Origin of the sequence: Halopenitus salinus, assembly GCF_042662125.1 — an archaeon.
GTDB classification, from domain to species: Archaea; Halobacteriota; Halobacteria; order Halobacteriales; family Haloferacaceae; genus Halopenitus; species Halopenitus salinus.
In genome coordinates this window covers 386,131-402,205 of the sequence record NZ_JBHSXL010000009.1, presented here as the reverse complement: position 1 = coordinate 402,205, position 16,075 = coordinate 386,131, and the positions used below count along the sequence as shown (strand labels likewise).

The window sequence follows — 16,075 nt, the reverse complement described above, 5'->3', positions numbered from 1 at the left end:
GTGTAAATAAAAAGGTACGTGGCGATCGGCTGGCGCTCCCGAGGAGTGCCGGCCGGTTCAGTCGTCGGCGGGCGCCGCGCCGCTGCCGGCGGAGACGCCGGTACCGGGCCCGACGTCGATGTCGAGCTCGTCGAGCTTCTCGTCCGGGACGACGCCGTCGACCCAGCCGCGCGTCTCGTAGTACTCGGCCTTCATCTCCTCGAGTTCACACAGCTCGCCCTCGCTTGCGCCCTGGCCCGGAACCGCGTCCGGGTGGCCGTCGAGGAACCGGTTCGGCAGGGTGTCGTCCTCGCCGTCGAGTCCCGCGAGGTTGTTGTAGTAGCGCTCGAGGTTGTAGACGCGCTCGCCGGCCGCGAACAGGTCGTCCTCGGAGACGTCGCGTCCGGTGATCCCGTTGTACTGGAGCACGTACTCCTCGATCCCCTCCGCGAACGCGTTGAACTTGCAGATGTCGAAGGAGTCGGAGATGGCGTGGAGGTCCTGGAAGGTCGCGGTGAGCTCGCCCTTCCCCTCCCACTCGTAGGGATCGACCTTCTCCGGGATGCCGAGGATCTCGGCCGCCGGCGTGTACCCGCGGAGGTGACACGCGCCCCGGTTGGAGGTCGCATACGCGATGCCCATGCCCTTCATACAGCGCGGGTCGTAGGCCGGGATGGTCTGGCCCTTGACCGACAGCTTGTTGTCGTGGGCGCCGACCTCGTCTGCGACCCGCTCCGTGCCCTTCGCGAGCAGGTCCCCAAGTTCGGTCTCGCGGGTCGCGATCTCCGTGATGAGGTCGACCATCGTCTCGGAGTCGCCCCACTCGAGATCGCCGTAGTCGTCGAGCTTGCCCTGCTCGGACATCTCCATCGCCATCGCCATCATGTTGCCGACCTCGATGGTGTCGACGCCGACGTCGTTACACCGGTCGATCATGAGGGCGATGTCGTCGCGTTCGGTGTGTCCGGAGTTCGGGCCGAGCGCGAAGGCCGACTCGTACTCGTAGGACTCCATCCGGACGTTCATCTCCTCGCCTTTGTGCATCGTCTGCACCTCGACCTCCTTCTTGCAGGCGACCGGACAGGAGTGACAGGTCGGCTCGTCGACGAGGATGTTCTCGCGGACGTTCTCCCCGGAGACGCGCTCGGCGTCGATGTCGACGCCCTCCGCGTCCTCGTAGCTTCGCGTGGAGGTGTACTTGCCGTTCTTCGTCGGCAGGCCGTCCATCTCCTCGGTGATGTTCATGAGGACGTTCGTCCCGTACTGGGAGAGCCCGCCCTCGTTGGGGGCGGTGACGTCGGACTCCTGGATGACCTGCATCGACTGCTGGTGGCCCTCCTGGAACGTCTCGGGGTCGGCCGGCGCCGGCATGTTCGTGCCGGACTTGACGACGACCGCCTTGACGTTCTTGTTTCCCATCACGCAGCCGGTTCCGCCGCGGCCGGACGCCCGGTCGTCCTCGTTGACCACGCAGGCGTACCGGACGCCGTTCTCGCCGCCCTGTCCGATCGCCATCACGGAGACGTTTCGTCCCACGGTCCCCTCGACCTCCTCGCCGAGGGTATCGATCGTCTCGTGGACGCCCTTGCCCCACACGTGGGAGGCGTCGCGCACCTCGACGTCGCCGTCCTCGACGACGAGGTAGACCGGCTCGTCGCTCTCGCCGTCGAGCAGGATGCCGTCGAGCCCGGCCCACTTGAGCCGCGCGCCGGACCAGCCGCCGTGGTGGGAGTCGGTGACCGTCCCCGTGAGCGGGGACTTCGTCACGAGCGCGATCCGACCGCTCATCACGGCCTGCGTGCCGGTCAGCGGTCCGGTCATGAACGCCAGCCGGTTTTCGGGGCCGTCGGGGTCGACCTCCGGTCCCTTCTCGAAGACGTACTTGACGCCGAGCCCGCGCGCGCCGATGTACTTCTTCGCGTCCTCGTCGTCGATCCCCCGGTAGGAGACGTCGCCCTCCCCGAGGTCGATCTGTGCCACCCGGTCGCGGTATCCGCCGAATTCGGTCATGTAATGGTCGTTCCTTATATTGGTGCCGCAGGCTGTTAGATGTTCACACGAGAATGTAACGGTATATGGTTTCGACCCGGCGCACGACGTTCCACCCCAGTCGACGCGTCGACGACCGATCGCCCGGGACGATCTCGACCGCGTCGGTTCGCGTCGCCGCGGCTCGACAGCCCACAGGAGGCGCGGAGGTGTTCACGCCTGAAACGCGGTCGATCGCCGCGTTCGGGGGTCCGGTGTCGCCGCTCGGATCGTCCTCGAGACGCCACAGCAGCACTCACACGGACGTAAACGGCTTCGTAAGCGTCGATCGGACGACCGCGGAGTGGGTGGGGATCGTTTTTGTACCCGGAAGACGGTGTTCGGACGATGGCCGACTCGTTGCGTGCGTTCCTCGACCGGCTCGACGATCCCGAACGCTCGCTCGTGGTCCACAATCGATCCTCCCCGGAGGCGGCCCGCAACCTCCTTGAGGACCTCCTCGACAACCAGCCGGTTCCGGTGCACGAATCGTTCGACCCGGACGAGGAGGTGGTCGAGGAGGACGTCGTCTTGCTCGTGGAGGACGGCCGTGTTCTGGCGCGATCGACGATGGACGAGCTGCTCTCTGCGGTCCTCCTCGTCAACTCCGATCTGTATACCACCGGCGGCCGATCCCTCTCGGAGGTCGAACTCCCCGAGGTGCTCGAGCGGCTCGACGACGTCCCGTTTCACGTTCGGGGGTACCCGGAATCGAACAAGGAGAAGCTGCTGCTGATCACGATCTCGCGCGTGATCGAGCGTACAGCGGCAGAGGCGAGCTCCGGGACCCTTCGATCGTCGTTCCAGCGCCTCTCGCGCATCGAGGACGAACGCGGAACCAGGGCGGTCTACGAGACCGTCGGCAGCCGTGGAGTCGACGTCCACGTCTACGGGATCCCCGACCGCGATCTCGAGGGGAAACTGCCCGTCACCGTCCACGGCGGGACCGCGGAGGAGTACCGCCGCTCCTGGTTCGTCGTGTACACGCCCGACGATCCGACGACCGAACGGAACGAACACGTCGGCCTCCTCGCGTTGGAGGACGAGCCGAACGTCTGGGACGGCTTTTGGACCTATCGGGACGACCTCGTTCGCGACCTTGACGCCTACATCCGTCGCGCGCTCTAGACGCCGGTCGGTGGCTCCCACCCCTCCCACTTCAGGAGGTCCGCCGCCCGATCGGCGTCCGCGAGCAGCACGTTCTTCCTCGAGGGGAGCGTCTCGTCCGCGAGCTCGTCGGGCACGGCGAGCGTGCCGCTCGGGATCCCGTCGTCGCCGTCGACGGGAACGTGTCCGGTGTCGATCTTCATCACGAGCGGCGCGTCGAGTCGCTCTATGCCCGTATCGTCCGCATACAGCTGCTCGTTGACCCGCTCGTGATCCGCGCGTTGGATGAGCGGGCGGTCGCAGTCGTGCGGCTCGACGTACAGTTCCCCCAGGAAGTAGCTGCTCGAGAAGCGTTCGAACATTCTATGCATGGTAACACTACGCACACCACGGCATAAGCCTTGTCGCAAACGCTTATATCGACTCCTGATCGACCGCTCCGTCTTCCTCCGTGTCGACACGCTCACCGTTCGCGTCGTCGGTGCCTTCGTCGCACTCGTCGTTGGCGTTCTCGATGTTCCCGGCGAGCCACCCGTAGTGGTCGAGGAGAGCTCGCTCTCCCGCGTCCGTGAGTCCGTAGACGTCCGCGATCCCCTCCGTGTGCGCCTCGACGTGGCCGGCGTCCTCGAGCGCGGCCAGCATGGCGGAGAACGATCCGGGGTCGATCCGCTCGTCGTAGTGGGTCGAGAGGCGGTTCTTGAGACGCTGTGCGCGCAGCTCGCCCGCCTCGTACAACAACACGCAGACGTCGCGTCGGCGGCCGCTGTGGAGCCACTTGGCCATGTTCGAGCCTTCCCGTCCGGACGTATAGCTGTTGGAGTCCGCGGCCGGTGTTGGCGTCCGCGGCCGGTGTTGGCGTTCGCGGCCGGTGTTGGCGTCCGCGGCCGCCGGGAGGAGAAACGCCTTTCCCCGCGAGGCTCCCGACTCTAGACAATGCGTGGGAGGTCGTCCCGCGGTGGGACACGATGAAGGTCACGGAGGCGGTCCCGGAGTTCGCCGAGGCGTTCGGCTTCGAGGAGTTCAATCGGATGCAGCGAGAGGCGCTGCCCGCGCTGCTCGAGACGACGGCGAACGTGGTCGCGAGCGCACCGACCGGCTCCGGCAAGACCGCCCTGGCCGAACTGGCGATCTGCAAGACGCTCGCCTCGGGGGGGACGGCGCTCTTCGTCGCCCCGCTCCGCGCGCTCACGAACGAGAAGGAGAGCGAGTGGGAGCGGTTCGAGGACCTCGGCTACTCCGTCTACGTCGTCTCCGGGGAGCGCGATCTGAACCCACGACGCGCCGAGCGCGCCGACGTCATCGTGATCACCCCCGAGAAGGCCGACTCGGCGACGCGCAAACACGAGTCGGCCCGCTACTCGTTCATCGCCGAGGTCGACTGCGTGCTCATCGACGAGGTACACCTCCTCGATTCCGACCGCCGCGGCGGCGTCCTGGAGGTCGTCGTCTCCCGGCTGCGGCGGATCTGTGACCCCCGGATCGTCGCCCTCTCGGCGACGATGTCGAACGTCGAGGACGTCGCCGAGTGGCTCGATGCGCCCCCGGAGGCGACCTTCGCGTTCGGCGACGAGTACCGCCCCGTCGATCTCGAGACCGGCGTCAAGACCTACTCGCACGGCGACAACGCCTTCGCCGACAAGTACCGTCGGCTCTATCGAGCGATCGACCTGGCGGAGCCGCACGTCCGCGAGGACGGCCAGGCGCTCGTGTTCGTCTCCTCGAGACAGGACACCGTGCAGGCGGCGAAGAAGACCCGCGACGTCCTCGCCGAACGCGACGTGCCCATCGGCGCCCGCGGCGAGTACGACTTCCACACGGAGGCGAGCGAGCTCGCCAACGACACGCTCCGCCAGTCCGTCCTCGACGGGGTCGGTTTCCACCACGCGGGCCTCGGCAAGGACGACCGCGACCGCGTCGAGGAGTGGTTCCGCGAGGGGCACATCTCCATCCTCTTTTCGACCTCGACGCTGGCGTGGGGCGTGAACCTCCCCGCCCGCTGTGTCGTCATCCGCGACACCAAGTACCACGACCCGCTCGAGGGCGAGACGGACATCTCCCCGCTCGACGTGCTACAGATGCTCGGACGGGCGGGCCGTCCCGGCTACGACGACGTCGGCTACGGGTGGGTCGTCTGCGACCGCGAGGACGCCGATCGCTATCGGCGGCTGTTGCGCGAGGGAAAGCCGATCGAATCGCGGCTGGCGGAGGAACTTCCGTCCCACCTCAACGCCGAGATCGCGATGGGAACGATCCGCGATCTCGACGACGTGATGTCGTGGATCGAGACGACGTTCTACCACGTCCGCGCGCGCTCGAACCCGGAGGCGTACGGCTTCGACTCGATCCGCGATCGGGTCCGAACCGTCCTCGAGACGCTGGTCGAGGACGGGTTCGTCGAGACCGACGCGGATCTGGGGATCGAGCCCACCGCGGTCGGCCGTCTCGCCTCGAAGTACTACCTCCGGCTCGACACCGCGGCGCGGTTCCACGATCTCGCGGAGCGCGATTCGGTCTCGGTCGAGTCGATCCTGGAGGCGGTCGCGGCCGCCGGCGAGTTCGATTCGGTCTCGGCCCGGTCGGCTGAGGGCGACGCGATAGACCGGATCCTCGAGGCCGTCGACCTCGAAACGACCCTCGAGGACGGCCACCGCAAGGTGTTCGCGATCTGTGCGGCGAGCATGGACGACTCGGTTCCGTCCGACCTCCGGTCGGACGCGTGGGTGATCCGCCAGAACGCGCTCCGACTGATCGCGGCCTTGAGCGAGTTCCTCGACCGGTTCGCGGGTCCCCGGGCGGCGAACCTCGCGTGTCGGGTCGAGGCGCGGCTCGAACACGGCGTCTCCCGCGAGGCGGTCGCGTTCACGGCGATCGACGGGGTCGGCGCGAACCGGGCCGTGCGGCTCTCCGATGCCGGATTTGACTCGCCAGCCGCGATCGCGGACGCGGATCCGGGCGCGCTCGAGAGCGCGGGCTTGACCGAGGGCGTCGCGACCCGGATCGCGGAGGCCGCGGGGGATCTCCCCCGGATCGACGTCGAGTGGGGATCGTTCCCCGAGGCCGTCGAGGTCGGCGAGAACGACCTCCGGGAGGTGACCGTTCGAAACCGCGGCGGCGGCGCGCGCGTCGGCGTCCGCGTGACGGTCAACGACGTCGAGATGAACGCCAAAACGGTGTATCTCGACGGCGAGACGACCGTTCCGGTCGGCGTCTTCGGCGCCCCGGACGCCGACGAGGTGACCTTCACGATCGAGGTCTCCTTCCCCGAGCGGCCGCTGTATCCGGTCCGCTCGTCCCGCTCGGTCGAGGTTCGGTGAGGCGTCTTTTGGGAAGTTTGCCGGGTCGGGCTTGCGTCTTGTCACGGCGGCGGCACCCGGCGGCGGACGAGGGTTCAAACCGGATGCCGGGACCAACCGGCGTATGCCATCGCGCCTTCGCGTCCTGGCCGGCGACTGTACGACGACCTTCGAGGGGACCCGCGAGGAGACCACGCGGGGACGAGTCCTCGTGGTCGTCAAGCCCGACAACACGACGCTCGTTCACGACGCCGACGGCTACCGGCCGGTCGCGTGGCTCACCCGACCGGAGTCGGTGACCGTCGAGTCCGATTCCTCGGGATTCACCGTCACCGCCCGCGACGGCGACCGCACGCTCCGGGTGGTCGCCAACGAGGTCGCCGCCGTACGCGACGTCCCCGTCACGACGGCCGGAACCCCGGTCGGCGACTGTCCCGACTGCGCGTCGCCGCTCATGCGGTCCGCCGGCACGGTGAGTTGTACCGGCTGTGGATCGCGGTACGGCCTGCCCAGGGACGCGACCGTCACCGAACGGACCTGTGGGGACTGCGGGCTCCCCCTCCTTCGGGTCGAGCGCGGCGAGGTCCTCTCGGTCTGTCTGGACGTCTACTGCGACTCGCTCGCCGACGCCGTCGCGGAGCGGTTCGACCGCGTCTGGTCGTGTCCCGACTGCGGGTCCGACCTCCGGGTCCAGCAGGCGACCGGCCGGGTGTTCCTCGGCTGTGGGGAGTACCCCGACTGTGACACCACGTTCTCGTTCCCCTCGGGCGTCGTCGTCGACGACTGTCCCTGCGGCCTCCCCGTCTTCGAGACGCCCGACGCCCGCAGGTGTCTCGACGGGACCTGCGATCGGTGGCGAGGAGGCGACTCGCGGTCGTCGAGAGACTCCCGGCCATCCGACGCTGCGGGTCGCACCGACGACGATCACCGTCCCGTTTCGAACCACGACACCCGCCCGTGAGTCCCGGACCGCAACCCGTTTACGGCCGCCGCGCCGCCCTACAGCCATGCAACCGGAAGGGACCCTCCGCGCGGACGGCGTCCACGTCGGCGGCGACGCCCGCCAGCGGTTCTACGACTCGCGAGGCTACGGTCGGCCGCTCGAGGGCAACGAGATCGTCCTCACGCACCTCGAGGCCGCCCACCTCCTGTTTCGCGGCGATCTCTCGGCGGTCTCCGTCGACGGCGACGCGCTCGGGTTCGAACCCTTCTTCGTCCACGCGGCCGCCGCCGTCGACCGTTTCGCGGTCCGATTTCTGGTCTATACCGACCTCCGCGACCGCGGCTTCTACCTCTCGCCCACGCGCGAGGGATGGCCGGGGGATCGCCGCCTCGACGGGGACGGCGAGGACGTCGACTTCGTCGTCTACGAGCGGGGCGCGAGCCCCCCGGACGGGGCGCTCGAACACCGGATCCGCGTCGTCGGCGAGCGCGAGTCGATCCCGGTCGAAGGGCTGTCCGGAACGACGCTCGCGGTCGTCGACGAGGAGAGCGACCTCACCTACTTCGAGGCCGTCGCGATCGATCCGGACGGGGACACGCGATACGATCCGCCGGACGACCTCGCCGGCGTCCTCCTCGAGGACCGCGTCCTCGCGTGGGACGTCCCGGGAGACCTCTACGAGCGCGGCTTCTACGGCCGCCCGCTCTCCGGACGGGCATCCACGCTCGAGGGTGCCATCCAGCTGTCGCTGCTCGAGGCGGCCTTCCTCGCCGAACGGGGATCGCTGCGCCTCGATCGGGCGCTCCCGCTCGATGCCGCTTCGTCCGACGCCCGAACCGACGATGACGGGAGCGTCCTCGCCCCCGTCGACGCCGCCGAGGCCATCCGCGAGCGCGGTCGCGCGGTCGAGGGTGATCGGTTCGACCGGCGGCTTCGGGTGTACACGGACCTCCGTGATCGCTCGATCGTTCCGAAGACCGGGTTCAAGTTCGGCGCCGACTTCCGGACCTACCTCGAGGTGGAGACGGTGACGGATCTCCCCCACTCCGAACACCTCGTTCGGGTCCTCGAGCCGGACCACGTCTTCGTTCCCCGCGAACTCTCGCTCGACGTGCGACTCGCCGGGGGCGTCCGCAAGCGAATGGTTTTTGCGCCGACCGGTTCGAGTTCCATCGACTACCTCTCGGTAGCTCGACTCACGCCATGACCGACCACGACAACGCTCCACGCGGGACGTCCGCCGATCCGGACGTCGATACGACCGACGCGGACGCGGCCGACGCGGACGCGATCGGCGTCGCCGCCGACGTGCCCGCGACCGACGGTGGAACCGACACGGCAGCCGGCGCCGACGACGTGGAGCTCGACCCGTGGGGCTCGGCGACCGTCGACGACTACCGGAAGCTCTTCGAGGAGTTCGGCATCGAGGAGTTCGACGAGGTCCTCCCCGACGTGCCCCACCCGCACTACCTCATGCGTCGCGGCGTCATCTTCGGCCACCGCGAGTACGACGCCGTCGCGGAGGCGATGGCCAACGACGAGCCGTTCGCCGCGCTCTCGGGGTTCATGCCGACCGGGGACCCCCACATCGGCCACAAGCTCGTCTTCGACGAGATCATTTGGCACCAACAACAGGGCGGCGACGCGTTCGGGCTGATCGCCGATCTGGAGGCGCACTCGGCACGCGGGCTCTCCTGGGAGGAGATCGACGAGCACGCCCGCAGCTACGTCCTCTCGCTTCTCGCGTTGGGGTTCGACCCCGAGGAGGGGACCGTTTACCGCCAGTCGGACAACCGGGAGGTTCAGGACCTGGCCTTCGAACTCGGCTCGAAGGCGAACTTCTCGGAGATGCAGGCGCTCTACGGCTTCGACGGCGAGACGAACGTCTCGCACATGCAGTCGACGATCACCCAGATGGCCGACATCCTCTATCCGCAGCTGGTCGACGAGCCGAAGCCGACCGTCGTTCCGGTCGGTCCCGACCAGGACCCACACCTTCGGCTGTCGCGCGATCTGTCGATCCGGATGCGGTACTTCAAGGTCACGGAGGCGTTCGCCAGCTTCGAGCTCGATGACGACGAGCGCCAGCTCGTCCGGGCGGCCTACGACGCGCTCGCCGCCGCGAACGCGGACGAAAGTGGATCGGACGGGACGGGCGATGCCGACGGGACGGGCGATGCCGACCCGATCCGGTGTGAGGCGGCCGCCGACTGGCTCGAGACCTACGATCCCCCGGACGACCTCGCGGACGCCCGCGAGTCCGCGATCGGAACGCTGCGGTCCGGCGGGAAGGAGCCGCTTCGTCCGCGGGTCCGATTCCTCGACCGGAACGCGACCGAGGGGGCCTTCGAGGACCTCATCGAGCGGATCGACGGCGAAAAGCGCGTGTTCGAGGGCCACGTCGACGCCTTCGATCTCGACCGGCCCGCCGCGGAGGCGCTCGCCCGAGAGATCGAACTTGACCACGACGGGTTCGGCTTCCGACAACCCTCCTCGATCTACCACCGGTTCATGTCGGGGCTCACGGGCGGCAAGATGTCCTCGTCGATCCCGGCGAGCCACATCTCGCTGCTCGACGACCCCGAGGACGGACGCGAGAAGGTGAAAGCGGCGACGACCGGCGGCCGCTCGACCGCGGAGGAACAGCGCGAACGTGGCGGAAAGCCCGACGAGTGTCCGGTGTACGAGCTGTACGCCTACCTGCTCGCCGGCGACGACGACGACCTCGCGCGGACCGTCTACGACGAGTGTCGCGGCGGCGACCGGCTCTGTGGCGGCTGCAAGGACCAGGCCGCCGAGCTGATGGCCGAGTTCCTCGCCGACCACCAGGAGAAACGCGAGGAGGCGGCCGAGCTGCTCGCGGACATGGACATCGACTTCGACAGCGATCGTCGCGGCACCGGCGGCGAGCACTGACGCGACCCGACGAGGCCGTCCCGTTTCGGTGTTCCCACCTCTCCGACCGGATCAGTAGACGCCGACCGGATCAGTCGGTCGATTCGAACGGTCAGTAAGCCGATTCGAACAGCTCGATGATGTCGTCTCGGTCCATCGCTCGCGGGTTCCGGTCGATGTTGTGTTTCGAGTGTTCGAGCGCGATGTCCGCGAACGTCCCGAACTCCGAGTCGTCGACGCCGCCGAGCTCGCCGATCCGGTTCGGAATTCCGACGTCCTCGTTGAGCGCCTCGACCGCCTCGACGCTGCGGTAGGCGCGTTCGATCGTCGATTCGTCCTCGCGTTCGGGCACGCCGAGGAGCCCCGCGATCTCCGCGAACCGATCGGGCTCGGCCGGGACGTTGTACCGCATCACGTGCGGCAGCAGCACCGCGTTGGCGAGCCCGTGACCGATGCCGCACTCGATGCCGAGCGGGTAGGTGAGCGCGTGGACGGCGCCGAGTCCGGAGTTGACGAACGCCTGTCCCGCGGTGGTCGCGGCGAGGCTCATCCGGTAGCGCGCCTCGTCGTTGTGGCGGCCCTGGTGGACCGCGGGGCGAAGGGAGTCGCCGATCAGCTCGATGGCGTGTCGCGCCAGCCCGTCGGTGAAGGGCGTCCGAAGCGTCGAGACGTAACACTCGATCGCGTGCGTGAGCGCGTCCTGGCCGGTCGCGGCGGCGACCCCCGCCGGCATCGTGCGGGTGAGTTCGGGGTCGACGAGCGCCAGGTCGGCGAACATGTGGTCGGAGTAGACGACCTTCTTGTTGTTTCCGTCCTGTTTGTCCGCGAACACGCCGATGTGGGTGACCTCGCTTCCGGTTCCGGCCGTCGTCGGAAGCAGGACCGTCGGCCGGCCGGGGCCGGGGACGTTGCCCATTCCGATCATCTCGCGCGTGGGGACGTCGTGTTCGGCGATGACGGAGGCGAACTTCGCCGTGTCCATGCTGCTGCCGCCGCCCACGCCGAGAACGACGTCGGCGTCCACCCGATCGACCTCCGCCGCGGCCGCCTCCGCGAGTTCGAGTTTCGGTTCGGGCTTGACCCCGTCGTAGACCGCCACCTCCACGTCGGCGGCCTCGAGCGCGTCGAGGACGGGGTCGGCCGCGCCGGCTCCGAGCACGTGCTCGTCCGTGACCACGAGCGCCGTCTCCACGCCCTCCTCCGTGGCGTACTCCGTCAGACCGTCCGCCGCGCCCATCCCGTAGCGGATCTCGTCGGGGCTTTTGATGTCGTTGACGTCGTCGATCGAACCGAGGCCGTCGAACATACGAGCAGAATGGCGCATCACGACCAAAAGCCTTCGCCCGACGGCGACCCGTGCAGCCGACTCGGTGGGTTTCGCGCCCTTTAACCGCCGCAGCCGTCAACGTCGCGTATGGCCGATCCACGCGTTCCGGGCGCCGAGGACGTCGTCGAGCTGTCCTGCGGCGAGACGATCCGCCACGGCGACCTCGATTTGGGAATGCGGGAGTTCGAGTGCGACTGCGGGGAGACCCACGGCGTCGTCATGGACGTCCACCCGCCCGAGCGGTTCCTCCCGGAGTTCCTCGTCGAGGTGTTGCGCGAGGCGATCGAGACGACGAGCGAGGAGATGCCCGAGTTCGGGACGCCGCACCTGCTCGGCGTGGTCTTAGAGGAGTTTCCCGACCGGGTCGTCGCGATCGACGCCTCCGAGACCGCGGACGTCGGATACGCCCTCGCGTGGGTCACCGAGTTCGACTCCCGCAGGCTCCACGAGGTGATCGTCGAGCTCGTCGTCGAACTGATGGAACACGCCGTGAGCCACGCCGACGACGACGGCGCCCTCCGGGAGTTCGAACGGCAGATGACCGACTTCGACGTCCCGGAGTTCGTCGACCGATACCGCGCCGAGCGCGACCTCGAGGCGGACGACCCGTACGCTTGAACCCCGTTTTCCCGTCCCGTCCCCCGCGTGTCTGACGTTCGTCGGACCGCTGTCTCACTGAAGACTATGTGTGTTCCACCCATACGTAAGACACATGCACACCCAGGAGTACGAGTCGCTGCGCGGTGTGCTCGCCGACGCCGACGAGCCGCTGACCGCGCGGGAGATCCTCGCGCTCGTCGAGGAGCTCGAGGACCGCGACGAGTTCGACAGTCCGCATCGCGTCGCCACCGTGTTGGGTCGGTGGGCGAGACGCGGCGAGGTCGAGGTCATCGCGGACAGTCCCTATCGATACCGGCTCAACACCTGACCGACCTCGGCCAACCGGGGACGGACCGTCGGCCACGCCACGGTTCGGACCGTCGATCACCCGTTCGAGCCTACGGTACACGTTCCCCCCGCTCCGTGCTACCGGCCGCCAACCGTGGCACGTGATCGCGTGCCTTGCGAATTTCGAAATTCCCCTGCGAGAATCGTATTCTTTCGCCGGCCTTATTACGATGTGCGCACTCCGGTCGGGTAATGAGCGAGACAGACGAGACGTCCGGGGAGGAAGCGGCCTCCGAGGACCGCACGATCCTGCTCATCGGGAGCGGCCCGATCCAGATCGGACAGGCTGCCGAGTTCGACTACTCCGGCGCACAGGCGTGTCGCGCCCTTCAGGAGGAGGGCGCCCGAGTCGTCCTCGTCAACTCCAACCCCGCGACGATCATGACCGACCCGGAAATGGCCGACCGGGTCTACATCGAGCCGATCACCCCCGAGGCGATCGCCGAGGTCATCCGCGAGGAGAAGCCCGACGGCGTCATCGCCGGGCTCGGCGGCCAGACCGGCCTCAACGTCACGGCCGAGCTGGCCGAACAGGGCATCCTCGAGGAGCACGACGTCGATATCATGGGCACGCCGCTCGACACCATCTACGCCACCGAGGACCGCGACCTCTTCCGCCAGCGCATGGAGAACATCGGCCAGCCGGTGCCCAAATCGACGACCATCTCGCTGGGCGAGGGCGAGTCGCTCACCGACTTCGACGAGGAGGCGTTCCGCGAGCGCGTCAGCGACGCCGTCGACCACGTCGGCGGCCTGCCGGTCATCTCCCGGACGACCTACACGCTCGGCGGCTCCGGTTCGGGCGTCGTCGAGGAGTTCGACGAGCTCGTCGACCGCGTCCGCAAGGGGCTTCGCCTCTCGCGCAACAGCGAGGTGCTCATCACCGAGTCCATCGCCGGCTGGGTCGAACTCGAGTACGAGGTGATGCGCGACGCCGACGACTCGTGTATCATCATCTGCAACATGGAGAACATCGACCCGATGGGCATCCACACCGGCGAGTCGACGGTCGTGACCCCCTCACAGGTCATCCCCGACGACGGTCACCAGGAGATGCGCGACGCCGCGCTCGGCGTCATCCGCGAGCTTGGCATCCAGGGCGGCTGTAACATCCAGTTCGCCTGGCGCGACGACGGCACGCCCGGCGGCGAGTACCGCGTCGTCGAGGTGAACCCGCGCGTCTCCCGTTCGTCCGCGCTGGCCTCGAAGGCGACCGGCTACCCGATCGCCCGCGTCACGGCGAAGGTCGCGCTCGGCAAGCGGCTCCACGAGATCGAAAACGAGATCACGGGCGAGACGACCGCCGCCTTCGAGCCGGCCATCGACTACGTGGTGACGAAGGTGCCGCGGTGGCCCATCGACAAGTTCGACGACGTCGACTTCGAGCTCGGCACGGCCATGAAGTCGACCGGCGAGGCGATGTCCATCGGCCGGACCTTCGAGGAGAGCATGCTCAAGGCGCTTCGCTCCTCGGAGTACGACCCCGCCGTCGACTGGGTCGACGTCGACGACGAGACCCTCGAAGCGGACTACCTGGAGTCGCCGACGCCGGACCGTCCCTACGCGATCTTCGAGGCGTTCTCGCGCGGCTACACGGTCGAGGACGTGTGTGAACTCACGGGCATCAAGGAGTGGTACGTCGAGCGGTTCAAGCGTATCGCGGACGCCCACGAGGGCGCGAAACACGGCGAGTTCACGGACGCCGCGATCGCCGGCTTCACCGACGCGGAGATCGCCGACGCGGCCTCCCCCGAGGCGCCGGCCGATGTCGAGCCGAAGACGACCTCCACGGACGGCGGGAGCGTACAGCCCGTCTCGGTCGAGGAGGTCGAATCGACGACGCCGAACCGCACGTTCAAGCAGGTCGACACCTGTGCGGGCGAGTTCGAGGCATCGACGCCGTACTACTACTCCGCGCGTCTCCCCGAGTACCTCGCCGGCGTCGAGGCCGGAAGCGGGGAGACGGACTACGGCGAGCTCGAGCAGATCGACCCCGACGTCGAGAGCGTGGTCGTCATCGGCGGCGGGCCGATCCGCATCGGCCAGGGCGTCGAGTTCGACTACTGTGCGGTCCACGCGGTGCGCGCGCTCCGCGAGATGGGCATCGACGCGCACGTGGTCAACAACAACCCCGAGACCGTCTCGACCGACTACGACACCTCCGACGGGCTCTTCTTCGAGCCGATCACCGCCGAGGAGGTCGCGGACGTCGTCGAGGCCACCGACGCGGACGGCGTGATGGTCCAGTTCGGCGGGCAGACCTCCGTCAACGTCGGCGAGCCGCTCGAGGCGGAACTCGATCGTCGCGACCTCGACTGCGAGATCGTCGGCACCTCCGTCGAGGCGATGGACCTCGCGGAGGACCGCGACCGCTTCAACGAGCTGATGGACGACCTCGGCATCGCCCAGCCCGCCGGCGGTACCGCGACGAGCCGCGAGGAGGCGCTCGAGTTGGCCCACGGCATCGGCTACCCGGTCCTCGTGCGTCCCTCCTACGTGCTCGGCGGCCGCGCGATGCGCGTCGTCGAGGACGACGCCGAACTCGAGCAGTACATCGAGGAGGCCGTCCGCGTCTCGCCGGACAAGCCGATCCTCATCGACCAGTTCCTCGACGACGCGGTCGAGCTGGACGTCGACGCCGTCTCGGACGGCGAGGACGTCCTGATCGGCGGCGTGATGGAACACGTCGAGAGCGCGGGCGTCCACTCCGGTGACTCCGCGTGCATGATCCCGCCGCGCTCGCTGTCCGCGGACACCCTCGAGCGGGTCCGCGAGGTGACCGAGGAGATCGCGACCGCGCTCGACACGGTCGGCCTGTTGAACGTCCAGCTCGCCGTGACCGGCGTCCACGACCCCGAGGCGGACTCCACCGTCTACGTGCTCGAGGCGAACCCGCGCTCCTCGCGGACGGTCCCGTTCGTCTCGAAGGCGACCGGCGTCCCGATCGCGAAGATCGCGGCGAAGGTGATGGCCGGCGAGACCCTCGCCGACCTCGACGTCGACGAACAGATCCCCGAACACCTGAGCGTGAAGGAGGTCGTGCTCCCGTTCGACCGCCTGCCCGGTTCGGATCCGCGCCTCGGCCCCGAGATGAAGTCGACCGGCGAGGTGATGGGCACCGCGACCTCCTTCGGGAAGGCCTACGACAAGGCCCAGGACGCGACCGGCAAGCCGATCCCCGAATCGGGGACCGCCGTCGTCGACCTCTCCGCCGAGGAGTTCCCCGATCCGGACACCGAGGCGGGCGAGGCGCTCGTCGACGGCTTCGCCGAGCACTTCGAGCTGTCGACGGCGACAGACCTGATCGAGGCGGCCCGCGCCGGCGAACTCGACCTGATCGTCTCCCGCCAGCGCGACCTGCTCGAGGTGGCCGTCGAGGAGGAGATCACCTACTTCTCCACCCCGGCCAGCGCGAAGGCCGCCCTCGAGGCGCTCGCGCACGCGAACGACGACCTCGACGTCCTCGCGGTCTCCGACCGCCCGAAGCGCGTCGCCGACTGGGGCGCCGGGGAGTAGGAAACGACGTTCTCCGGCGGACCGCCGCCATCGACCTCC

At 68.4% G+C, this 16,075-nt stretch carries 12 protein-coding genes; 8 read left to right on the top strand and 4 right to left on the bottom strand.

Going from position 1 to position 16,075, the window contains the following annotated elements; genetic code table 11:
- Nucleotides 1–57: 57 nt before the first annotated feature.
- Nucleotides 58–1,989 carry an aldehyde ferredoxin oxidoreductase family protein gene (locus tag ACFQE9_RS11475; protein WP_379744539.1) on the bottom strand — a complete coding sequence of 644 codons (1,932 nt, stop codon included), beginning with the start codon at nucleotides 1,987–1,989 and terminating at the stop codon, nucleotides 58–60.
- A 366-nt stretch (nucleotides 1,990–2,355) separates the two neighbouring features.
- Here ACFQE9_RS11475 and ACFQE9_RS11470 point away from each other — a divergent pair, with 366 nt between their 5' ends.
- Nucleotides 2,356–3,135: a DICT sensory domain-containing protein gene (locus tag ACFQE9_RS11470; protein WP_379744537.1), complete on the top strand. Its 780-nt coding sequence runs from the start codon at nucleotides 2,356–2,358 to the stop codon at nucleotides 3,133–3,135.
- Here ACFQE9_RS11470 and ACFQE9_RS11465 read toward each other — a convergent pair.
- Together ACFQE9_RS11465 and ACFQE9_RS11460 are read right to left on the bottom strand one after the other, a co-directional pair.
- Nucleotides 3,132–3,476, bottom strand: a complete 345-nt coding sequence (locus ACFQE9_RS11465) for a DUF5802 family protein (RefSeq protein WP_379745597.1) — start codon at nucleotides 3,474–3,476, stop codon at nucleotides 3,132–3,134. The genes ACFQE9_RS11470 and ACFQE9_RS11465 overlap by 4 nt on opposite strands.
- 52 nt (nucleotides 3,477–3,528) lie before the next feature.
- A complete protein-coding gene (locus ACFQE9_RS11460) occupies nucleotides 3,529–3,897 on the bottom strand; it encodes a PadR family transcriptional regulator (RefSeq protein ID WP_379744535.1) in 369 nt (122 codons plus the stop codon).
- 182 nt (nucleotides 3,898–4,079) lie between these two features.
- On the opposite strand from ACFQE9_RS11460, the gene ACFQE9_RS11455 reads away from it, so the two are divergent.
- The 4 genes from ACFQE9_RS11455 (at nucleotide 4,080) to ACFQE9_RS11440 (ending at nucleotide 10,266) form a co-directional block, all read left to right on the top strand.
- The gene (locus ACFQE9_RS11455; protein WP_379744533.1) at nucleotides 4,080–6,428 is read left to right on the top strand and encodes a DEAD/DEAH box helicase; all 2,349 of its coding nucleotides are present in this window, start codon (nucleotides 4,080–4,082) and stop codon (nucleotides 6,426–6,428) included.
- Between the two features lie 103 nt (nucleotides 6,429–6,531).
- Complete coding sequence (locus ACFQE9_RS11450; RefSeq protein WP_379744531.1) at nucleotides 6,532–7,368, top strand: topoisomerase DNA-binding C4 zinc finger domain-containing protein; 837 nt, start codon at nucleotides 6,532–6,534, stop codon at nucleotides 7,366–7,368.
- Nucleotides 7,369–7,414: 46 nt separating this feature from the next.
- Nucleotides 7,415–8,557 carry a tRNA-intron lyase gene (gene endA, locus ACFQE9_RS11445; protein ID WP_379744529.1) on the top strand — a complete coding sequence of 381 codons (1,143 nt, stop codon included), beginning with the start codon at nucleotides 7,415–7,417 and terminating at the stop codon, nucleotides 8,555–8,557.
- Complete coding sequence (locus tag ACFQE9_RS11440; protein ID WP_379744527.1) at nucleotides 8,554–10,266, top strand: tryptophan--tRNA ligase; 1,713 nt, start codon at nucleotides 8,554–8,556, stop codon at nucleotides 10,264–10,266. Before endA ends, ACFQE9_RS11440 begins: the two co-directional genes overlap by 4 nt.
- 91 nt (nucleotides 10,267–10,357) lie before the next feature.
- On the opposite strand, the gene ACFQE9_RS11435 is transcribed toward ACFQE9_RS11440, so the two are convergent.
- Complete coding sequence (locus ACFQE9_RS11435) at nucleotides 10,358–11,551, bottom strand: iron-containing alcohol dehydrogenase (protein ID WP_379744525.1); 1,194 nt, start codon at nucleotides 11,549–11,551, stop codon at nucleotides 10,358–10,360.
- A 108-nt stretch (nucleotides 11,552–11,659) separates the two neighbouring features.
- Between ACFQE9_RS11435 and ACFQE9_RS11430 the strand changes: the two genes are divergently transcribed.
- The 3 genes from ACFQE9_RS11430 to carB all read left to right on the top strand — a co-directional run bounded on the left by ACFQE9_RS11430 (nucleotide 11,660) and on the right by carB (nucleotide 16,036).
- The gene (locus ACFQE9_RS11430; protein ID WP_379744523.1) at nucleotides 11,660–12,190 is read left to right on the top strand and encodes a DUF5815 family protein; all 531 of its coding nucleotides are present in this window, start codon (nucleotides 11,660–11,662) and stop codon (nucleotides 12,188–12,190) included.
- Between the two features lie 94 nt (nucleotides 12,191–12,284).
- Nucleotides 12,285–12,500, top strand: a complete 216-nt coding sequence (locus tag ACFQE9_RS11425; RefSeq protein WP_379744521.1) for a hypothetical protein — start codon at nucleotides 12,285–12,287, stop codon at nucleotides 12,498–12,500.
- 212 nt (nucleotides 12,501–12,712) lie between these two features.
- On the top strand, nucleotides 12,713–16,036 hold the full coding sequence (gene carB / locus ACFQE9_RS11420) for a carbamoyl-phosphate synthase large subunit (RefSeq protein WP_379744519.1): 3,324 nt from the start codon (nucleotides 12,713–12,715) through the stop codon (nucleotides 16,034–16,036).
- Nucleotides 16,037–16,075: the final 39 nt, after the last annotated feature.